Source organism: Streptomyces sp. NPDC020965 (assembly GCF_044333555.1).
GTDB lineage: Bacteria > Actinomycetota > Actinomycetes > Streptomycetales > Streptomycetaceae > Streptomyces.
In genome coordinates this window covers 487,103-506,615 of the sequence record NZ_JBIRRE010000007.1, presented here as the reverse complement: position 1 = coordinate 506,615, position 19,513 = coordinate 487,103, and the positions used below count along the sequence as shown (strand labels likewise).

Below are 19,513 nucleotides of genomic sequence, written 5' to 3'. Positions count from 1 at the left end.
CCCGGAAGCTAAGCCTTTCAGCGCCGATGGTACTGCAGGGGGGACCCTGTGGGAGAGTAGGACGCCGCCGAACAATTTTTAGCCTCAGTCTTCCCAGACCTTTTATGGTCTGGGAAGACTGAGGCATTTTTGCGTTGTGCCTCTTCTGAGAGGGCGTCTGAGAGGGCGGCCGGGGCCGGGCTGCCGGTCCCGTAGAGGGGTGTTGGTCCGCTGCCGGCGCGGACCGCCCTGCCCCCGCGGGTACTCCTGCCGGCTGCCCTGGGCAGGGATTTCATCGGCACGGGTGGTTCAAAGCAACCCTCCGTTAGGGGTATGCTTTACCTCGTTGCCACAGCGCAGCAGGCCCCAATAGCTCAGTCGGTAGAGCGTCTCCATGGTAAGGAGAAGGTCTACGGTTCGATTCCGTATTGGGGCTCAGCAAACGAAGAAGGCCCCCGCCATATGGCGGGGGCCTTCTTCGTTGAGGTGTCTCAGCGGTTCGGCGGTTCCGGGACGCGCATGGCCAGGATCGCCATATCGTCGGACGCGGGCTCCGCCGCGAAGCGTTCCACCGCTCTCAGGACGCGGGTCGCGACCGCGCCGGCCGTCAGGCCGGTGCAGCCGGAGAGGACCTCCGCCAGGCCGTCGTCGCCGAGCATCCTCGTACCCTCACGGCGCTCCGTGACGCCGTCGGTGACGCAGAGCAGGACATCGCCCGGGTCCAGCGTCACCATCTGCTCGTACAGCTCCAGATCGTCCATGACGCCCAGCAGTGGCTGTGGCTCCGCGGAGGGCTCCACCGTGCCGTCCTGGCGCAGTCGCAGCGGGAGCGGGTGGCCGGCGCAGACGAGCTTCAGGAGGGCGCTGCCGTCGTCCTGTGGCCACAGCTCGCCGTAGAGAAGGGTGAGGAAGCGGCTGCGGGCGCCCTCGTCGAGGATGGCCGCGTTCAGCCGCTCCAGTACCGCGGGGCCGCTGAAGCCCTCACGGGCCAGCAGACGCAGGGCGTGGCGGGCCAGGCCGGTGACGGCCGCCGCCTCCGGACCCGTACCGCAGACGTCGCCGATGGCGAATCCGTACACCCCGTCGCGGATGGGGAAGACGTCGTAGAAGTCGCCGCCGACCTCATTGCCCTCGCCCGCGGCGCGGTAGATGACCTCGACCTCGACGCCGGGGATCTCCGGCTGCTGGGGCGGCAGCAGGCTGCGCTGGAGGGACTGGCTGATCGCCACGCGCTCGGAGTAGAGGCGGGCGTTGTCGAGCGCCAGGGCGGCGCGGCGGGAGAGGTCCTCGGCGAGTTCCAGGATCTCCTGGCGGAAGTGGTCGTCCGACGGCTTGCCGAGCGTCAGCATCCCGATCACCCGGTTGCGGGCCACCAGGGGCAGGACGACGGTCTCGCCGCCGACCGCGGCGGCGGTGGCCAGGGTGGTGCCGATGCCGGAGGAGACCGGGGGCGTCGGACCGAGGCCCAGTTCGCGCTTGGAGGTCTGCAGGGCCGCCTGCTGGGCCGCCTGGCCCGGCGCGGCCCAGACCCGGGCACCCGGGGTCGGGACCGGATCGGGCGGAGCGATCTTTGACAGCAGTGCCTTGAGGCCGTCGATGCGCTCCTCGTCCTCGTGCAGGACGTAGCTGAGGTAGGGCTCGGACGCCTGGTCGGCGATGGTGTAGACGGCGCACCAGGTGGCCAGTGTCGGCACCGTCATCTGTGCCATCAGGGCGAGGGTCTGGTCGCGGTCGAGGGTTCCGGCGAGCAGGTCGGATGCCTCGACGAGGAAGGAGAGCGAGCCACGGCGGAGTCGTTCCAGCTCGCCGAGGCGGGCGGACTCGACGGCCAGGGCGATGCGGTCGGCGGCGAACTGGAGGCGCAGGGCCTCCTCGTTGGAGTACCGGCCGGAGGCTTCCGCCGCGACACCCAGGGAGCCGGTGAGCCGGCCCTCCACCTTGAGCGGCACGGTGACGACGGAGCGCATCCCGGTGGAGTTGAGCAGGGGGACGGCGCCGGGCAGGGAGGTGAGGTCCTCGTGGACCGCGGGCATCCGCGCGGAGCCGTACCGTCCGGTGCCCGCCTCGACGGGAACGCGGGCGAACCGCTGGCGGGCCGAGGGGAGACCGGTGGTGGCCCGTACCTCCAGCTCGGTCTCGTCGTCGGTGGCGAGCAGCAGGAAGGCGGCGTCGCCGTCGAGCATGTCGCGGGCGCGTTCGACCGTGCGCTGGAGGAGGCCGTCGAGGTCTTCGGGGGCGGGGGAGCCGATGAAGACCTCGAAGGGGTCGGCGGTGCGGCTCTCGGCGCCGGTCTCGGTGACGGGGGAGCGCTGCGGGGTCTGGAGGATCGCGCGCTCGTCGTCGCGTACGAGGAGACAGACGGTGGAGGGCTCGCCGCGGGTGTCGCGCACCCGCAGATGGGACGCGTACACGGGGATCACCCGGCCGTCGGTGCCGCGGATGCCGTAGCTGCCCTCCCAGCGGGAGAGCCGGAGCGCCTCGGCGATGCCGGTGCCGATGCCGGGGGTGTGCGGCCAGGCCGCGAGATCGGTCAGGGGCTTGCCGATGACCTGCTCGGGCGGGTAGCCGAAGACATGCTGGGCGTCTTCGTTCCAGACGGAGATCGCGCCGGTTCTGTCGATCTGGATGACCGCGACGCGGACGCGTTCGTCGGCGACGGGGAGGAGGGCGGTGGGCAGTACGGGGCCCGCCGAGCGGGTGCCCACCGGGCGCTGCGGAAGGTCGAGCTGGAACCACACCTTCTTGTGGGTGGAGGTGTACTCGACGCCCCAGCGGGAGGCGAGGGCGGAGCACAGCAGCAGGCCGCGTCCGTTCTCGCTGTCGAGGCTGCCGAAGGAGTTGCCGGAGCCCTGGAGGGGGACCTCGCGTTCGGGGTAGCGGTCGGCGACCTCGACCCGTACGCCGTCCTCGGTCCGCAGGCAGAGCACATCGGCCGCCGTGCCGGCGTGGACGACGGCATTGGTGACCAGCTCGCTGGTGAGGACCACGGCGTCGTCGACGACCTCGGCGTGGCCCCAGCCCTGGAGGGTGTCGCGGACAAAGGCTCGGGCGGTCGCGACGGACCGCCCGACAGGTTCGAAGCTGGCGGCCGCCCGCGCGGTGATCACAGAACTCCTCGTACGCGTATCGACGCCCGGCTCTGCCATGGTCGGCTGGTCCCTCCCGGTGCCCGGTGGTAGATCTCGCGCCCTTTCGACCCGGCCGGGCGGACCGGGGCGGTTGGACAGCCGGATGCCAGGTTACTTACCTTCGCTGTCCGAGCGGATGCCGGTCGCCGCTGTTTCCGCCCCGAAGGGGTGGGGACGCTGTGCGAAGCTGCCGAACTGTTATGGCCTGGTTCCGCATGGGTGAAACACTGGGCAGGCTTCCTGATACAGCTCAGGCAGTACGGTCAACCCCTGCGGGAGGGACACGGTGGAGTCTGACGTGGCGTCGCGTGCGAACAGCACGCGCACGAAAGGCGGACGATCCCGGAGCAATGGGACAACAGAGGTGGATACGGCAGCCCTGAACAGGCTGCTGGCCGCACTGGTGTCCATGCGCGACGGGAACTTTCGCAGGCGTCTGACCGTGTCGGGCGACGATGTGATGGCCGAGATCGCCGCCGTCTACAACGAGGTCGCCGACCGGAATCTTCACCTGACCGGTGAGCTGGCCCGGGTCCGCAGGGTGGTCGGGCGCGAGGGCAAGCTCGCCGAGCGGCTGGAGACGGGGGGCTGCGAGGGCTCCTGGGCCGCCGCGATCGACGCGTCGAACGCCCTGGTCGACGATCTGGCGCGGCCGGTCTCCGAGGTGGGACGGGTCCTCTCGGCGGTCGCCGACGGCGATCTCGACCAGCGGATGGAGCTGCGCTCGCACAGCGCGGACGGCGCCGTACGCCCACTGCGCGGGGAGTTCCTGAAGGTCGCCCGGACCGTCAACAGCCTGGTGGACCAGCTCTCGGCGTTCACCGACGAGGTGACGCGGGTCGCGCTGGAGGTCGGTACCGAGGGCAAGCTCGGCGGTCAGGCCCAGGTGCGCGGTATGTCCGGTTCCTGGAAAGATCTCACGGATTCCGTGAACACGATGGCGCACCGGCTGACCTCCCAGGTGCGTGACATTGCTCTCGTCACCACGGCCGTGGCCAAGGGCGATCTGTCGCAGAAGGTCACCGTCCATGTCGACGGCGAGATGTTGGAGCTGAAGAACACCGTCAACACCATGGTGGACCAGCTCCAGTCGCTCGGATCCGAGGTCACCCGGGTGGCCCGGGAGGTCGGTACCGAGGGCGAGCTGGGCGGGCAGGCCGAGGTGCCCGGCGTGGCGGGAGTGTGGAAGGACCTCACCGACTCCGTGAACACCATGGCGGGGAACCTGACCTCCCAGGTGCGTGGGATCGCCGAGGTGACCACCGCCGTCGCCAACGGTGATCTGACGCAGAAGGTCACCGTGAGTGCGCGGGGCGAGGTGGCCCAGCTCGCCGAGACGATCAACCAGATGACGGAGACGCTGCGGACCTTCGCGGACGAGGTCACCCGGGTGGCGAGCGAGGTCGGCGCCGAGGGGTTGCTCGGCGGTCAGGCGCAGGTGCCGGGCGCGGCCGGGACCTGGAAGGACCTGACCGACTCGGTCAACACCGTCTTCCGGAACCTGACCACCCAGGTGCGGGACATCGCTCAGGTGACGACGGCGGTGGCGAACGGTGATCTGTCGCAGAAGGTCACGGTGGACGTCGCGGGCGAGATGTTGGAGCTGAAGAACACCGTCAACACCATGGTGGACCAGCTCCAGTCCTTCGGATCCGAGGTCACCCGGGTGGCCCGGGAGGTCGGCGTGGAGGGCCGGCTCGGCGGCCAGGCCCATGTGCCGGGCGCCGCGAACACCTGGAAGGACCTCACCGACTCGGTCAACACCGCTTTCCACAACCTCACCGGCCAGGTGCGGGACATCGCTCAGGTGACGACGGCGGTGGCGAACGGTGATCTGTCGCAGAAGGTCACGGTGGACGTCGCGGGCGAGATGTTGGAGCTGAAGAACACCGTCAACACGATGGTGGCGCAGCTCTCGTCCTTCGCCGACCAGGTGACCCGGATGGCGCGGGACGTGGGCACCGAGGGCCGCCTCGGCGGTCAGGCGCGGGTCGACGGCGTGAGTGGTACGTGGAAGGAACTCACCGACTCCGTCAACTTCATGGCCGGGAATCTGACCTCGCAGGTGCGCCAGATCGCCCAGGTGACGACGGCGGTGGCGCGGGGTGATCTTTCGCAGAAGATCGATGTGGACGCGCGGGGCGAGATCCTCGAACTGAAGAACACCATCAATACGATGGTCGACCAGCTCTCCGCCTTCGCCGAGCAGGTCACCCGGGTCGCCCGGGAAGTGGGAACGGACGGCCGGCTCGGCGGTCAGGCACAGGTGCCGGGCGTCGCCGGGGTGTGGCGCGACCTGACGGACTCGGTGAACGGCATGGCGGGCAACCTGACCGCCCAGGTCCGTAACATCGCGCAGGTCGCCACGGCGGTGGCGCGGGGTGATCTTTCGCAGAAGATCGATGTGGACGCGCGGGGCGAGATCCTCGAACTGAAGAACACCTTGAACACGATGGTCGACCAGCTCTCCAACTTCGCGGAGCAGGTCACCCGGGTCGCCCGCGAGGTGGGCACCGAGGGCATCCTCGGGGGTCAGGCGGAGGTCCAGGGGGTCTCCGGCACCTGGAAGGACCTCACCCAGTCCGTCAACTTCATGGCGAACAACCTGACCTCCCAGGTGCGCAACATCGCCGAGGTGACCACCGCGGTCGCCAAGGGCGACCTCTCCAAGAAGATCACCGTCGATGCCAAGGGCGAGATCCTCGAACTGGTGACGACCGTGAACACCATGGTCGACCAACTGCTGGACTTCGCCGACGAGGTGACCAGGGTCGCCCGCGAGGTCGGTACGGAAGGTGTGCTCGGTGGTCAGGCCCGGGTGCGCGGGGTCACCGGCATCTGGAAGGACCTGAGCGACAACGTCAACCTGATGGCCAACAACCTGACCAGCCAGGTCCGTAACATCGCCCGGGTCTCCGCCGCCGTCGCCAACGGCGATCTGACGAAGAAGGTGACGGTCGAGGCGCGCGGTGAGGTCGCGGAGCTGGCCGAGACCGTCAACACGATGGTGACGACCCTGTCGTCGTTCGCCGACGAGGTGACCCGCGTCGCGCGCGAGGTGGGCACCGAGGGCGAACTGGGCGGACAGGCCCATGTGCCCGGGGTCTCCGGCACCTGGAAGGACCTCACCGAGTCCGTGAACTCGATGGCGTCCAACCTGACCGGACAGGTGCGGCAGATCGCCACCGTCACCACCGCCATCGCCAAGGGCGACCTCACCAGGAAGATCGACATCGATGCCCGGGGCGAGATCCTGGAGCTGAAGACCACCATCAACACCATGGTCGACCAGCTCTCGTCGTTCGCCGGGGAGGTGACCCGGGTGGCCCGCGAGGTGGGTACGGACGGGCAGCTCGGCGGACAGGCCCGGGTGCGCGACGTGGACGGCACCTGGCGCGACCTCACCGAGTCCGTCAACGAGATGGCCGGGAACCTCACCCGTCAGGTCCGCGCCATCGCGGCCGTCGCCACCGCGGTGACGCGCGGCGATCTCAATCTGAAGATCGACGGCGTGGACGCGGCCGGCGAGATCCAGGTCCTCCAGGACAACATCAACACGATGATCGCGAATCTCCGCGACACCACTCTGGCCAACGAGGAGCAGGACTGGCTGAAGGGCAACCTGGCCCGGATCTCCGGTCTGATGCAGGGACGGCGCGATCTCGACGACGTCGCTTCGCTGATCATGAGCGAGCTGACGCCGGTGGTCTCGGCGCAGCACGGCGCCTTCTTCCTGGCGCTCCGGACGGCCGGCCAGGATGTGGTGGGCAGCGGCGGCGACAGCGCGTACGAACTCTTCATGCGCGCCAGTTACGGCTACTCCGCAGGGCTGATGCCCACCTCCTTCCGCCCCGGTGAGACGCTGATCGGGACGGCGGCGGAGGAGAAGCGCACCATCCAGGTCAATGTGCCGCCGGGGTATCTGAAGATCTCCTCGGGGCTCGGCGAGGCGTCGCCGGCGCATGTGATCGTGCTGCCGGTGCTCTTCGAGGGGATGGTCCTCGGGGTGATCGAGCTGGCGTCGTTCCAGCCGTTCACCCAGATCCAGCGGGACTTCCTCAATCAGATCGCCGAGATGATCGCGACGAGCGTCAACACGATCAGCGTCAACTCGAAGACCGAGGTACTGCTCAAGCAGTCGCAGGAGCTGACCGAACAGCTACGGGAGCGTTCCGCCGAGCTGGAGAACCGGCAGAAGGCGCTCCAGGAGTCCAACGCCGAGCTGGAGGAGAAGGCCGAGCTGCTCGCCCAGCAGAACCGGGACATCGAGGTCAAGAACACCGAGATCGAAGAGGCCCGGCAGGTGCTGGAGGAGCGCGCCGAGCAACTCGCGGTGTCGATGCGCTACAAGAGCGAGTTCCTGGCGAACATGTCGCACGAGCTGCGGACCCCGCTCAACTCGCTGCTGATCCTGGCCAAGCTGCTCGCGGACAACGCCGAGGGGAACCTCTCGCCGAAGCAGGTGGAGTTCGCCGAGACGATCCACGGCGCCGGTTCGGACCTGCTCCAACTGATCAACGACATCCTCGACCTGTCGAAGGTCGAGGCGGGCAAGATGGACGTCAGTCCCACCCGGATCGCGCTGGTGCAGCTCGTGGACTACGTGGAGGCGACCTTCCGGCCGCTGACCGCCGAGAAGGGGCTCGACTTCTCCGTACGGGTCTCTCCCGAGCTGCCGGCGACGCTCCACACCGACGAGCAGCGGCTGCTCCAGGTGCTGCGCAACCTGCTGTCGAACGCGGTGAAGTTCACCGACTCCGGTGCGGTGGAGCTGGTGATCCGGCCGGCCAACGCCGATGTGCCGCAGTCGATCCGGGAACAGCTCCTGGAGGCGGGCTCGCTCCGGGACGCGGACGCCGATCTGATCGCGTTCTCGGTCACGGACACGGGCATCGGGATCGCGGCGGGCAAGATGCGGGTGATCTTCGAGGCGTTCAAGCAGGCCGACGGGACCACGAGCCGCAAGTACGGGGGTACCGGCCTGGGGCTCTCGATCAGCCGGGAGATCGCCCGACTCCTCGGCGGTGAGATCCACGCGGCGAGCGAACCCGGCCGCGGCTCGACCTTCACGCTCTATCTGCCTCTTCACCCGAGCGAATTGCCCACTCAGGAACAGAGCGGCCAGGACGAGGAGCGCGCCCGCGAGGAGGCCGAGCGGAGCGCTCCGATGGAGGGCCACTCGGGCCCGGCCGCGCTCTTCCGCCGTCGCCGCAAGGCGCTGGGCGCGACCGAGCAGCGGCCCGCGCTGCCCGCGTCCGGCCGGGGCGCCCCTTCGTTCGGCGCCGCACCGGATTCCGGCCAGGAGCAGCGGGTGGAGGAGCCGCAGGAACCGCGGCGCGTCTTCGAGTTCGACAACGAGAAGGTGCTGATCGTCGACGACGACATCCGGAACGTCTTCGCGCTCACCAGCGTGCTCGAACAGCACGGCCTGTCGGTGCTGTACGCGGAGAACGGCCGTGAGGGCATCGAGGTCCTGGAGCAGCACGACGATGTGACCGTCGTCCTGATGGACATCATGATGCCGGAGATGGACGGGTACGCGACGACGACGGCGATCCGTCGGATGCCGCAGTTCGCCGGACTGCCGATCATCGCCCTGACCGCGAAGGCGATGAAGGGCGACCGGGAGAAGGCGATCGAGTCGGGGGCTTCGGACTATGTGACGAAGCCGGTCGACCCCGATCACCTGCTGGGTGTGATGGAGGAGTGGATGCGCGGGAAGTGAGTCCCGGGCGATCGGTTCCGCCCCCCCGGCGGGGGGCGCCCCCGGTCCGCGGAGCCGCCCCGGCCCTCCAGCCGGTCCCGGGCCGACGCTGACTGACGGTGGCCGACGGCGTGTGAGACGGTGGCATTCGGGGAACCTTCTGGTCTCCCGCTACGTTTCTGCTGTGTGCGCAGTGACATCATGGTGACTGGGTGTGGCGACGGGTGGGGTGCGGATACCATGACCGGCACAAGGACGGGCGGCGCAAAGGAGTCGTCCCCTGGGGCGGCGCCCGGCGCGCCCCTCGGCTCCTGGAGCAGAGGAGACCCCAAGCAGGGGCGAGGAGGACGGGGCATGGTGCAGAAGGCCAAGATCCTCCTGGTCGATGACCGGCCGGAGAATCTGCTGGCGCTGGAGGCCATTCTCTCCGCGCTCGATCAGACACTGGTGCGGGCATCGTCAGGAGAGGAAGCGCTCAAGGCGCTGCTGACGGACGACTTCGCGGTCATTCTGCTGGATGTCCAGATGCCAGGCATGGACGGATTCGAGACCGCCGCGCACATCAAACGCCGGGAGCGGACCAGGGACATCCCGATCATCTTTCTCACCGCGATCAACCACGGCCCGCACCACACCTTCCGGGGTTACGCGGCGGGCGCGGTCGACTACATCTCGAAGCCGTTCGACCCGTGGGTGCTGCGGGCCAAGGTGTCGGTGTTCGTCGAGCTGTATATGAAGAACTGTCAACTGCGCGAACAGGCCGCGCTGTTGAGGCTCCAGCTCGAAGGTGGCGGCCAGCCTGCCGCCGGTGCCAACGGCAAGGAGTCGGCGGGGCTGCTCGCCGAGCTGTCCGCCCGGCTCGCCGCGGTCGAGGAGCAGGCGGAGGCGCTCTCCAAACAGCTCGACGACGAGTCGGCCGACGCGGCTGCCGTCGCCACCGCCGCCCATCTCGAACGCAAACTCACCGGTCTGCGGCGGGCACTGGACGCGCTGGAGCCGGGGACCGGTGGCGGGGCGCCCGCGGTGCCCTCACAGAACTGACGCCGTGAGTAAGGGGGCCCAGAGGTGACCACGTCGGCGCGGCCCGCACTCCCGGGAACCGACGGGCCGTCATCTCGGTGCCCCGTCACGGCGACACGAACGGGTGAAGCGGTGGGCACACGTGTCCAGAGCCCCTCGCACCGGTAACCTCACACCCATGGCCTCACGTACGTCCGGCAAGGGTTCCCAGGGCACGGCGGGAGCCGCGAAGCCGCGCGCCGGCCGTACGGGCGGCGCCGCGGGTGCCGCGAAGAAGGCGGCGCCTCCGGGGAAATCCGTCGCCAGGAAGCCCGCGCCCGCGAAGAAGTCCGCGAAGGCCCCGGCGAAGAAGGCCGTCGCCAAGAAGCCCGCGCCGAAACCGGCACCGTCCCCCACCGGGGGCGTGTACCGCATGGCGCGCGCCGTCTGGCTGGGGCTCGCCCACGGCGTCGGCGCCATGTTCCGTGGCATAGGACGGGGCGCGAAGGGCCTCGACCCGGCGCACCGCAAGGACGGAGTGGCCCTGCTGCTGCTCGGCCTTGCCCTGATCGTCGCGGCCGGGACCTGGTCCAATCTGCGCGGCCCGGTCGGCGATCTCGTCGAGATGTTGGTGACCGGCGCGTTCGGCCGCCTCGATCTGCTGCTGCCGATACTGCTCGGCGCCGTCGCCGTGCGGCTGATCCTCTATCCCCAGAAGCCCGAGGCGAACGGCCGGATCGTGATCGGCCTCTCCGCCCTCGTCATCGGAGTGCTCGGACAGGTCCACATCGCCTGCGGCTCCCCGGGCCGGGGGGACGGCACCGAGGCGATGCAGGACGCGGGCGGGCTGATCGGCTGGGGCGCGTCCAAGCCGCTGATCTTCACGATGGGCGAGGTGCTCGCCGTACCGCTGCTCGTCCTGCTCACCGTCTTCGGGCTGCTGGTGGTCACCGCCACCCCGGTGAACGCCATCCCCCAGCGGCTGCGTCTCCTCGGCGTCAGGCTGGGACTGATCGCGCCGCCCCACCGGCCGCTGGCGGACGGCGACCCCCTGGACGACGACCAGCGCTACGAGGAGCAGTGGCGCGATGCGGTGCCCGGACGCGTGCGCAGAGGTGCGCGCCGCGGCGAGACACCGGATGAGTACGGTCCCGGTCAGGAGCACGCGGAGGAGGCGGCGCTCTCCCGGCGCCGCACCCCCCGCAAGGTCTCCGTACAGCCCGCCGGTGACCGTCCCATGGACGCCGTGGACGTGGCGGCGGCAGCGGCGGCGGCGCTGGACGGCGCCGTGTACAACGGGATGCCGCCCTCACCGCTGGTCGCCGATCTGACCAAGGACGTCACGGCCGACCGACAGCGGGCCGCGTCCCCGGTGCCGCCCGCGCGGGGCCCGGAGCGGCCGGGCCGGGCGCCGAAGGCGGGGGCGCCCGCCGGGGGGTCCTCCGTACCGGATCTGACCAAGCCCGCGCCCTCGTCCGAGAAGTCCTCGTCGCTCCCGCCGCGCGCCGAGCAGCTCCGGCTCGCCGGGGACGTCACGTACTCCCTGCCCTCGCTCGACCTGCTGGAGCGCGGCGGACCCGGCAAGACGCGCAGCGCCGCCAATGACGCGGTGGTGGCCTCGCTCAGCAATGTGTTCATGGAGTTCAAGGTCGACGCGGCCGTCACCGGCTTCACCCGCGGCCCGACCGTCACCCGGTACGAGGTGGAGCTGGGCCCGGCCGTGAAGGTCGAGCGGATCACCGCCCTCACCAAGAACATCGCGTACGCCGTGGCCAGTCCCGACGTGCGGATCATCTCGCCGATCCCCGGGAAGTCGGCGGTCGGCATCGAGATCCCCAACACCGACCGGGAGATGGTCAACCTCGGCGATGTGCTGCGGCTCGCGGACGCGGCGGAGGACGACCACCCGATGCTGGTCGCGCTCGGCAAGGACGTCGAGGGCGGCTATGTGATGGCCAACCTCGCCAAGATGCCGCACATCCTCGTCGCCGGTGCCACCGGATCGGGCAAGTCGTCCTGCATCAACTGCCTGATCACCTCGGTGATGATAAGGGCGACGCCGGAGGACGTACGGATGGTCCTGGTCGACCCCAAGCGGGTCGAGCTGACCGCCTACGAGGGAATTCCGCATCTGATCACACCGATCATCACCAACCCGAAGCGGGCGGCCGAGGCGCTCCAGTGGGTCGTCCGTGAGATGGACCTGCGCTACGACGATCTCGCCGCCTACGGCTACCGGCACATCGACGACTTCAACCAGGCCGTGCGGCAGGGCAAGGTCAAACCGCCCGAGGGCAGCGGGCGCGAGCTCCACCCCTATCCGTATCTGCTGGTCATCGTGGACGAGCTGGCGGATCTGATGATGGTGGCCCCCCGGGACGTCGAGGACTCCATCGTCCGGATCACCCAGCTCGCGCGCGCCGCCGGCATCCATCTGGTACTGGCCACCCAGCGGCCGTCCGTCGATGTCGTCACCGGTTTGATCAAGGCGAATGTGCCCTCCCGGCTCGCGTTCGCGACCTCGTCGCTCGCCGACAGCCGGGTCATCCTCGACCAGCCCGGCGCGGAGAAGCTGATCGGCAAGGGCGACGGCCTGTTCCTGCCGATGGGGGCCAACAAACCGACCCGTATGCAGGGCGCCTTCGTGACCGAGGACGAGGTCGCGGTCGTCGTCCAGCACTGCAAGGACCAGATGGCGCCCGTCTTCCGGGACGACGTCGTGGTCGGCTCCAAACAGAAGAAGGAGATCGACGAGGACATCGGCGACGACCTCGACCTGCTCTGCCAGGCCGCGGAACTCGTGGTATCGACCCAGTTCGGGTCCACCTCCATGCTCCAGCGGAAGCTGCGCGTCGGCTTCGCGAAGGCCGGACGGCTGATGGACCTGATGGAATCGCGGAACATCGTGGGCCCCAGCGAGGGCTCGAAAGCCCGTGACGTCATGGTGAAACCCGACGAATTGGACGCGGTCCTTGCCGTTATCCGGGGGGACTCTCACCCGTAAGGGTGTGGCGAGCAACCGTTTTGCCCGGTCATACGTCAAGTTGGAGGAAGGGACGGAAGAATGTCCCGAGAGCAAGGCGCCATCGGCCATTCCGATGGCGTACAAACTCGCTCCGCCCGGTTGCCCCACCCTTTCGTACCCCCCCTACACTGAACCTCCAGCAGGTGGCTGCACGCTCGAAAGGCACCCTCGTGTCCATCGGCAACTCTCCCGAAGACGACCAGCCTTCCATCGAGGACGACCGGCCTTCGATCGGCCGTCTTCTCCACCAGGCCCGGATCGAGTCCGGCCTGACCGCCGACGAGGTCAGCGCCACCACCCGGGTGCGGGTGCCGATCGTCCACGCGATCGAGCAGGACGACTTCGCCCGCAGCGGTGGCGACGTCTACGCCCGCGGCCATATCCGCATGATCGCCCGCGCCGTCGGTCTGGACCCCGATCCGCTGGTCGCGCAGTACGACGCCGAGCACGGCGGGCGACCCGCGCCGACCCCCGCCGCGCCGCTCTTCGAGGCCGAGCGCATCCGCGCGGACCCCCGCCGCCCCAACTGGACCGCCGCCATGGTCGCCGCGATCGTCGCCGTCGTCGGCTTCGTCGGATTCACCCTCTTCAGCGGCGACGACAAGGCCGGCAGCGGCCAGGTGGCCCAGGCCCCGGCCGCGGAGAAGTCCACCCCGGCGAAGGCACCCGCCAAGCCCGCCGACCCCAAGCCCGACCCCTCGGACAGCGCCATCGCGGCGGTGCCCAAGGACAAGGTGACGGTCAAGCTCTCCGTGCTGGACGACAAGAGCTGGATCTCGGCGAAGTCGCACAACGGCAAGATGCTCTTCGACGGGACACTCGCCAAGGGCGAGTCCAAGACCTTCCAGGACGACGAGCGGATCGATCTCATCCTCGGCAACGCCGGAGCGATCGAGCTGTACGTCAACGGAAAGAAGGTCGAGGACAGGTTCGACACCGGACAGGTCGAGCGGCTGTCGTACACGAAGGGTGACCCCCAGGCCGGCTGAGCACCGTCCGGGGCCGTACGGGCCCCCGGACATCGGAGACGGTGGGTGACGGTTCCGGCAGTCGGAACCGGGAGGCCCCGGGAGTAACGGGCGATATGTGCCGCGGGCGCCCCGGCCAGGGGGCGCGCGGAGCCCTCGCGGCAGGGGCGTCCGTCTGGACAAAGTAGTCTTGAGCCCATGCCCGAACGCCGTACCGTCGCCCTTGTCACTCTTGGCTGCGCCCGTAACGAGGTGGACTCGGAGGAGCTCGCAGGCCGCCTGGCAGCGGACGGCTGGGAGCTCGTCTCGGAAGCCACCGACGCGGATGTCGCCGTCGTCAACACCTGCGGATTCGTCGAGGCCGCCAAAAAGGACTCCGTCGACGCCCTCCTCGAAGCCAACGACCTCAAGGACCACGGCAGAACCCAGGCCGTGGTCGCGGTCGGCTGCATGGCCGAGCGGTACGGAAAAGAGCTGGCCGAAGCGCTGCCCGAGGCGGACGGAGTGCTCGGCTTCGACGACTACGCCGACATCTCCGACCGGCTCCAGACCATCCTCAACGGCGGGATCCACGCCTCGCACACCCCGCGCGACCGGCGCAAGCTGCTGCCGCTGAGCCCGGCCGAGCGGCAGGGCGCGACCGATGTGGCCCTGCCGGGACACGGCGCCCCCGCCGAGCAGCCGGAGAGCGCCCCCGCCGATCTGCCCGCGGGCGTCGCACCCGTCTCCGGGCCGCGCGCGCCACTCCGCCGCCGTCTCGGCACCAGCCCCGTCGCCTCCGTGAAGCTGGCCTCCGGCTGCGACCGGCGATGCTCCTTCTGCGCCATCCCGTCCTTCCGCGGCTCCTTCATCTCCCGCCGGCCCAGCGATGTCCTCGGTGAGACGCGCTGGCTGGCCGAGCAGGGCGTGAAGGAGGTCATGCTGGTCTCCGAGAACAACACCTCGTACGGCAAGGACCTCGGCGACATCCGTCTCCTGGAGACCCTGCTGCCGGAGCTCGCCGCGGTCGACGGCATCGAGCGGGTACGGGTCAGCTACCTCCAGCCCGCCGAGATGCGGCCGGGCCTGATCGACGTACTGACCTCGACGCCCAAGGTCGCCCCGTACTTCGACCTCTCCTTCCAGCACTCGGCACCCGGGGTGCTGCGCTCGATGCGGCGCTTCGGCGACACCGAGCGGTTCCTGGAGCTGTTGGAGACGATCCGGAGCAAGGCTCCGGAGGCCGGGGTGCGCTCGAACTTCATCGTCGGTTTCCCGGGCGAGAGCGAGCAGGACTTCGCCGAGCTGGAAGGCTTCCTCACCCGTGCGCGGCTGGACGCCATCGGGGTGTTCGGCTACTCGGACGAGGACGGCACCGAGGCGGCCACCTACGAGAACAAGCTGGACGACGAGGTCATCGGCGAGCGGCTGGCGCATCTGGCGCGGCTCGCGGAAGAGCTGACGGCCCAGCGCGCCGAGGAGCGCATCGGGGAGACCCTTGAGGTTCTGGTGGAATCGGTGGACGGTGAGGACGGCGCGGTGGGCCGCGCCGCGCACCAGGCGCCGGAGACGGACGGCCAGGTGGTGTTCACCGCGCGCGAGGGACTGGTGCCCGGCCGTATGGTCGTGGCGAAGACGGTCGGCACGGAGGGTGTCGACCTGCTGGCCGACTACCTCACCGACCTCGCCGACCGCGAGGATCCCGGTGTGCCGGTGAGCGCCGGTGTTCCGGTGGGAGCCCTGGTGGATCGGGGCCGGCCGGCCATGACGGCTCAGGGAATTTTGGGCGAGGAGGCGGGCAGATGACCGGAGTGCCGGCATCCGCGGGGGGCGGCACCGGTAGGCCCGCGCCCGGCGGCAAGCTGGGCGCTGCGGCCGTCAATCAGGCCAGCCTGTGGAACATCGCCAACATCCTCACCATGGTGCGGCTGTTGCTGGTGCCCGCGTTCGTTCTGCTGATGTTCCAGGACGGCGGGTACGACCCGGCGTGGCGTGCCTGGGCGTGGGCGGCGTTCGCCGTCGCGATGATCACCGACATCTTCGACGGGCATCTGGCCCGCGCGTACAACCTGGTCACCGACTTCGGCAAGATCGCCGACCCCATCGCTGACAAGGCGATCATGGCCGCCGGTCTGGTCTGTCTCTCCTCCCTCGGCGATCTGCCCTGGTGGGTGACGTCGGTGATCCTCTTCCGTGAGCTGGGGATCACGCTCATGCGGTTCTGGGTGATCCGGCACGGAGTGATCCCGGCGAGCCGCGGCGGGAAGATCAAGACCCTGACGCAGGGCGTCGCGGTCGGTATGTACGTCCTCGCGCTCACCGGTCCACTGGCGACGCTCCGCTTCTGGGTGATGGTCGTCGCGGTCGCGCTGACGGTGCTCACCGGCCTCGACTACGTGCGACAGGCGATCCTGCTGCGACGCCGGGGGCTGCGCAAGGAGCGTGAAGCGGTCGGTGGCATCGTCGGAGGAGACCGGATCGGCGGGGGCGACCGATGAGCACCGCGCCGCGGATCATCGGGATGCTCGCTGAGCGTGGTCAGACCGTCGCGGCGGCGGAGTCCCTCACGGGCGGTCTGGTGGCCGCCGAGCTGACGGAGGTGCCCGGTGCCTCGGTGGCCTTCCGGGGGTCGGTGACGGCGTACGCGACCGAGCTGAAGCGGGACGTCCTGGGTGTCGACGGAACGCTGCTCGCTGCTCGCGGCGCGGTCGATCCCGAGGTCGCACAGCAGATGGCGGCCGGTGTGCGGCGGGTACTGGGGGCCGGCTGGGGCATCGCCACCACGGGCGTGGCGGGTCCCGGGGCCCAGGACGGACAGCCGGCCGGGACGGTCTTCGTGGCCGTCGCCGGACCCGACGGCGTGCGGAAAGTCGCCTCGCTGCGGTTGAACGGCAGCCGGGCGGAAATCCGTAAAGAGAGTGTACGGAGCGTGCTGGAACTCCTCTCCGGGGAACTCCAGGACACCGCGCGGAGACGGGATACGGAACAGAACGGGGGGAATTGATGTTTGCAGCCCTGAGTGAACACGACATCGCTCCCCGCACGGCCGCGGCGCAAGGCGGTACGGTGGGGCGTGAAGGATGCGGCTACGCGGTCCGAGGAGGGAGCCACCGATGATTCTGCTCCGTCGCCTGCTTGGTGACGTGCTGCGTCGGCAGCGCCAGCGTCAGGGCCGTACTCTGCGCGAAGTCTCCTCGTCCGCCCGGGTTTCGCTCGGCTATCTCTCCGAGGTGGAGCGGGGGCAGAAGGAGGCATCCTCCGAGCTGCTCTCCGCGATCTGCGACGCGCTTGACGTACGGATGTCCGAGCTCATGCGAGAAGTGAGTGACGAGTTGTCGCTCGCCGAACTGGCCCAGTCGGCAGCGGCGAGTGAGCCGGTGCCGACACCGGTGCGTTCCATGCTGAACTCCGTCTCCGTGACGTCGGTGGCGGGTGTGCCGACCGAGCGAGTGACGATCAAGGCGCCGGCGGAGGCTGTCGACGTCGTCGCTGCCTGATCCGTACGGCGCCGATCGTTCCGTGGCGCCGGTACGGTCCTGCTTGAGCTTTGCCCCGGTCGCTGCCTAAAAGGTGGCGGGCGGGGCTTTTGCGTGTCCGGGCTTTTGCGGGTCGGGGACCGGGGTAGGCGCGGATTATGGCAAGGCGGTTGGGGGGTCCCCCGAATGTCGCGTTCGGGGGGCTATGTCATGGTGGAAATGACGCACAACCGAGTGGAGGACATGCATGTCTGTCGTGAAGAGCCCGTTGTCCGAGGCTGATCTGAAGACCGTCGGAGACGCCCTGCGGGGTGCGCTCGTGGATCTGGTGGATCTCGCGCTCGTGGCCAAGCAGGTGCACTGGAACGTGGTGGGGCCGCGCTTCCGTTCCGTCCACCTCCAGCTCGACGAGGTGGTCGACACGGCGCGGGCGCACTCCGACACCGTGGCCGAGCGTTCGTCCGCGATCGGTGTGTCGCCGGACGGGCGGGCGGGGACCGTGGCCAAGCAGAGCGCGATCGGATCCGTGCCGGACGGCTGGATCAAGGACGTCGACGCCGTACGGGTCCTGGTGGACGCGCTCGGCGCGGTGATCAGCCGGATGCGGGAGCGGATCGCGGTGACGGGGGATCCGGACCCGGTGAGCGAGGACATCCTGATCGGGCTCACGGCCGATCTGGAGAAGCACGCGTGGATGTTCCAGGCGGAGAGTGCCTGAGCGGGACTGAGTGGCGAGCGCGCCGCCGAACGGCGCTGACCGGGGCCTCAGTGCCCGCCGTGGTGCCTCGCCGAGACGTGTGATCACGCCATTTTCCCCCGGGATTCAGATGTTGGCCGTCCGATTCCCCGGCGGGGGCGACCGGAATGTTTCCGGAACGCCGCCGCGAGGAGATGCCGAAGCCCCCGACCGCCGTGTGCTGGTCGGGGGCTTCGGTGCGCTCCGGTTCTGGGCCCCGAGGGGTGGGTGGTCTGGTGGTCCGGTGGTCCGGTGGTGCGGGTGCGGGTGCGGGTGCGGGTGCGGGTTCCGTGCGGGTGCGGGTGCCGTGCGGACGAGTTGCGGGGGCCCCGTCGCTCCGTTTTGATCGCAGGTGATCCCAGGAAGCCGACGGGTGTACGGACGCGGCTGTACGCGGGTGAGGGCCGGGGCGGGCGACCGTGTCGCCCGGCGCCCGGCCGAGCGCCGCGGTCCGTTGTGCGCCGGCTTGCATCCGGTACGCCCTCCCTCGGGTGATCGCGCCGGTCTAGCGTGGGCCGGAGGGAGGCAGCCATGGCACGACGCGGGGCCGGCCTCGCGCCGGTCGCGGTTCTGCTGCCGGCCGGTCTGGTGGGCGGCGGGCTGTGGTGGTGGGCCGTGGTGCGCCTGGTCTGGGCGCCGGAGCGGGCCGGGTTGATCGAGGGCGCCGTGGCGGTGGGCGGCTGGGGACTCAGCCTGCTGCCGGTGCATGTGATGGCGGCCCGCGAGGCCGGCCGGTCTACCAGGGCATGGCGACGCCGCCGTTCGGGCGGATGATCTGGCCCGTGGTGAACGCGGACGCGTCCGACGACAGGTACAGGACCGCGTGGGCGACGTCCGCGGGCTCGCCCACGCGGCGGAGCGGGGAGAGCCGGCTCATCGCCGCCTCCGCCTCCCGCTGGAGGGTCTCGCTGTGGCGGTCGGTCATGGGGGTGCGGACCCAGCCGGGGGAGACGGCGTTCACTCGAATGGAGTGCCGGCCCAGCTCGGCCGCGAGGGTGCGGGTCAGTTGGATCACTGCCGCCTTGGCGGCGCTGTAACAGAGGATGCCCGGGGTGGCCGCGTCCACGGCGCCGGACGCCATGGTGACGATGGAGCCCGGGGTGTCGGTCGCGATCATGGCGCGGGCCGCCTCCTGGCAGGCGTACAGCACGCCCTTGAAGTTGACCGCCAGGACCCGGTCGAGATCCTCGTCCCTGGTCTCCAGGACCGTACTGGTGTGCATGACGCCCGCGACGGCGGCGAGGATGTCCAGTCGGCCGCCGCTCTCCGTGGCGGCCCGGATCGCGGACGCGACCCGGGTGCGGTCGGTGACATCGAGCGGGTGGGCGTGGGCCGTGCCACCCGCCCCGGCGATCAGATCGCGGGTGCTGGCCAGGCCCGCCGCGTCGAGGTCGGCGCAGTGGACGGCGGCTCCCGCCGCCGCCAGCAGCACCGCGCAGGCGCGGCCGATACCACTGGCCGCGCCGGTGACGAACGCGGTGCGGCCGGTCAGGTCGTACGCCGTGAGGGACATGTTCGG

At 69.8% G+C, this 19,513-nt stretch carries 12 protein-coding genes and 1 tRNA gene; 11 read left to right on the top strand and 2 right to left on the bottom strand.

Annotated features, from left to right (window positions below):
• Window positions 1–342 precede the first annotated feature (342 nt).
• Window positions 343–415: transfer RNA gene (locus tag ACH4S7_RS23395), tRNA-Thr, on the top strand.
• Between the two features lie 55 nt (window positions 416–470).
• Here the strand turns inward: ACH4S7_RS23395 and ACH4S7_RS23390 are convergent.
• Window positions 471–3,125: a SpoIIE family protein phosphatase gene (locus tag ACH4S7_RS23390; protein ID WP_398523172.1), complete on the bottom strand. Its 2,655-nt coding sequence runs from the start codon at window positions 3,123–3,125 to the stop codon at window positions 471–473.
• Window positions 3,126–3,471: 346 nt separating this feature from the next.
• On the opposite strand from ACH4S7_RS23390, the gene ACH4S7_RS23385 reads away from it, so the two are divergent.
• The 10 genes from ACH4S7_RS23385 to ACH4S7_RS23340 all read left to right on the top strand — a co-directional run bounded on the left by ACH4S7_RS23385 (window position 3,472) and on the right by ACH4S7_RS23340 (window position 18,768).
• Window positions 3,472–8,832: a HAMP domain-containing protein gene (locus tag ACH4S7_RS23385; RefSeq protein WP_398523171.1), complete on the top strand. Its 5,361-nt coding sequence runs from the start codon at window positions 3,472–3,474 to the stop codon at window positions 8,830–8,832.
• A 333-nt stretch (window positions 8,833–9,165) separates the two neighbouring features.
• Window positions 9,166–9,852, top strand: coding sequence for a two-component system response regulator (locus ACH4S7_RS23380; RefSeq protein WP_398523170.1), 687 nt, complete (start codon window positions 9,166–9,168; stop codon window positions 9,850–9,852).
• Window positions 9,853–10,009: 157 nt separating this feature from the next.
• Window positions 10,010–12,814, top strand: a complete 2,805-nt coding sequence (locus ACH4S7_RS23375) for a DNA translocase FtsK (protein WP_398523169.1) — start codon at window positions 10,010–10,012, stop codon at window positions 12,812–12,814.
• A gap of 191 nt (window positions 12,815–13,005) precedes the next feature.
• A complete protein-coding gene (locus tag ACH4S7_RS23370) occupies window positions 13,006–13,824 on the top strand; it encodes a helix-turn-helix domain-containing protein (protein ID WP_398523195.1) in 819 nt (272 codons plus the stop codon).
• A 177-nt stretch (window positions 13,825–14,001) separates the two neighbouring features.
• Window positions 14,002–15,588 (top strand): 30S ribosomal protein S12 methylthiotransferase RimO, encoded by a 1,587-nt coding sequence (gene rimO / locus ACH4S7_RS23365; RefSeq protein WP_398523168.1) that lies wholly within the window; start codon window positions 14,002–14,004, stop codon window positions 15,586–15,588.
• Window positions 15,585–16,280 carry a CDP-diacylglycerol--glycerol-3-phosphate 3-phosphatidyltransferase gene (gene pgsA / locus ACH4S7_RS23360; RefSeq protein ID WP_398523167.1) on the top strand — a complete coding sequence of 232 codons (696 nt, stop codon included), beginning with the start codon at window positions 15,585–15,587 and terminating at the stop codon, window positions 16,278–16,280. Before rimO ends, pgsA begins: the two co-directional genes overlap by 4 nt.
• Window positions 16,277–16,786, top strand: coding sequence for a CinA family protein (locus tag ACH4S7_RS23355; RefSeq protein ID WP_398523166.1), 510 nt, complete (start codon window positions 16,277–16,279; stop codon window positions 16,784–16,786). The genes pgsA and ACH4S7_RS23355 overlap by 4 nt, the downstream gene beginning before the upstream one ends.
• A gap of 109 nt (window positions 16,787–16,895) precedes the next feature.
• Entirely contained in the window at window positions 16,896–17,279 is a 384-nt protein-coding gene (locus tag ACH4S7_RS23350; RefSeq protein WP_398523165.1) for a helix-turn-helix domain-containing protein, read from the top strand.
• Window positions 17,280–17,505: 226 nt separating this feature from the next.
• Window positions 17,506–17,976, top strand: coding sequence for a Dps family protein (locus tag ACH4S7_RS23345; RefSeq protein ID WP_398523164.1), 471 nt, complete (start codon window positions 17,506–17,508; stop codon window positions 17,974–17,976).
• A 549-nt stretch (window positions 17,977–18,525) separates the two neighbouring features.
• Entirely contained in the window at window positions 18,526–18,768 is a 243-nt protein-coding gene (locus ACH4S7_RS23340) for a hypothetical protein (protein ID WP_398523163.1), read from the top strand.
• On the opposite strand, the gene ACH4S7_RS23335 is transcribed toward ACH4S7_RS23340, so the two are convergent.
• Window positions 18,731–19,507, bottom strand: coding sequence for an SDR family NAD(P)-dependent oxidoreductase (locus tag ACH4S7_RS23335; RefSeq protein ID WP_398523162.1), 777 nt, complete (start codon window positions 19,505–19,507; stop codon window positions 18,731–18,733). The genes ACH4S7_RS23340 and ACH4S7_RS23335 overlap by 38 nt on opposite strands.
• Between the last annotated feature and the right edge of the window lie 6 nt (window positions 19,508–19,513).

Excerpts from the sequence above, each read along its gene's own strand:
- ACH4S7_RS23390 (WP_398523172.1), bottom strand. The coding sequence starts at position 3,125 with ATGGCAGAGCCGGGCGTCGATACGCGTACGAGGAGTTCTGTGATCACC.
- ACH4S7_RS23380 (WP_398523170.1), top strand. The coding sequence starts at position 9,166 with ATGGTGCAGAAGGCCAAGATCCTCCTGGTCGATGACCGGCCGGAGAAT.
- ACH4S7_RS23375 (WP_398523169.1), top strand. The coding sequence starts at position 10,010 with ATGGCCTCACGTACGTCCGGCAAGGGTTCCCAGGGCACGGCGGGAGCC.
- rimO (WP_398523168.1), top strand. The coding sequence starts at position 14,002 with ATGCCCGAACGCCGTACCGTCGCCCTTGTCACTCTTGGCTGCGCCCGT.
- pgsA (WP_398523167.1), top strand. The coding sequence starts at position 15,585 with ATGACCGGAGTGCCGGCATCCGCGGGGGGCGGCACCGGTAGGCCCGCG.
- ACH4S7_RS23355 (WP_398523166.1), top strand. The coding sequence starts at position 16,277 with ATGAGCACCGCGCCGCGGATCATCGGGATGCTCGCTGAGCGTGGTCAG.
- ACH4S7_RS23350 (WP_398523165.1), top strand. The coding sequence starts at position 16,896 with ATGATTCTGCTCCGTCGCCTGCTTGGTGACGTGCTGCGTCGGCAGCGC.
- ACH4S7_RS23345 (WP_398523164.1), top strand. The coding sequence starts at position 17,506 with ATGTCTGTCGTGAAGAGCCCGTTGTCCGAGGCTGATCTGAAGACCGTC.
- ACH4S7_RS23340 (WP_398523163.1), top strand. The coding sequence starts at position 18,526 with ATGGCACGACGCGGGGCCGGCCTCGCGCCGGTCGCGGTTCTGCTGCCG.
- ACH4S7_RS23335 (WP_398523162.1), bottom strand. The coding sequence starts at position 19,507 with ATGTCCCTCACGGCGTACGACCTGACCGGCCGCACCGCGTTCGTCACC.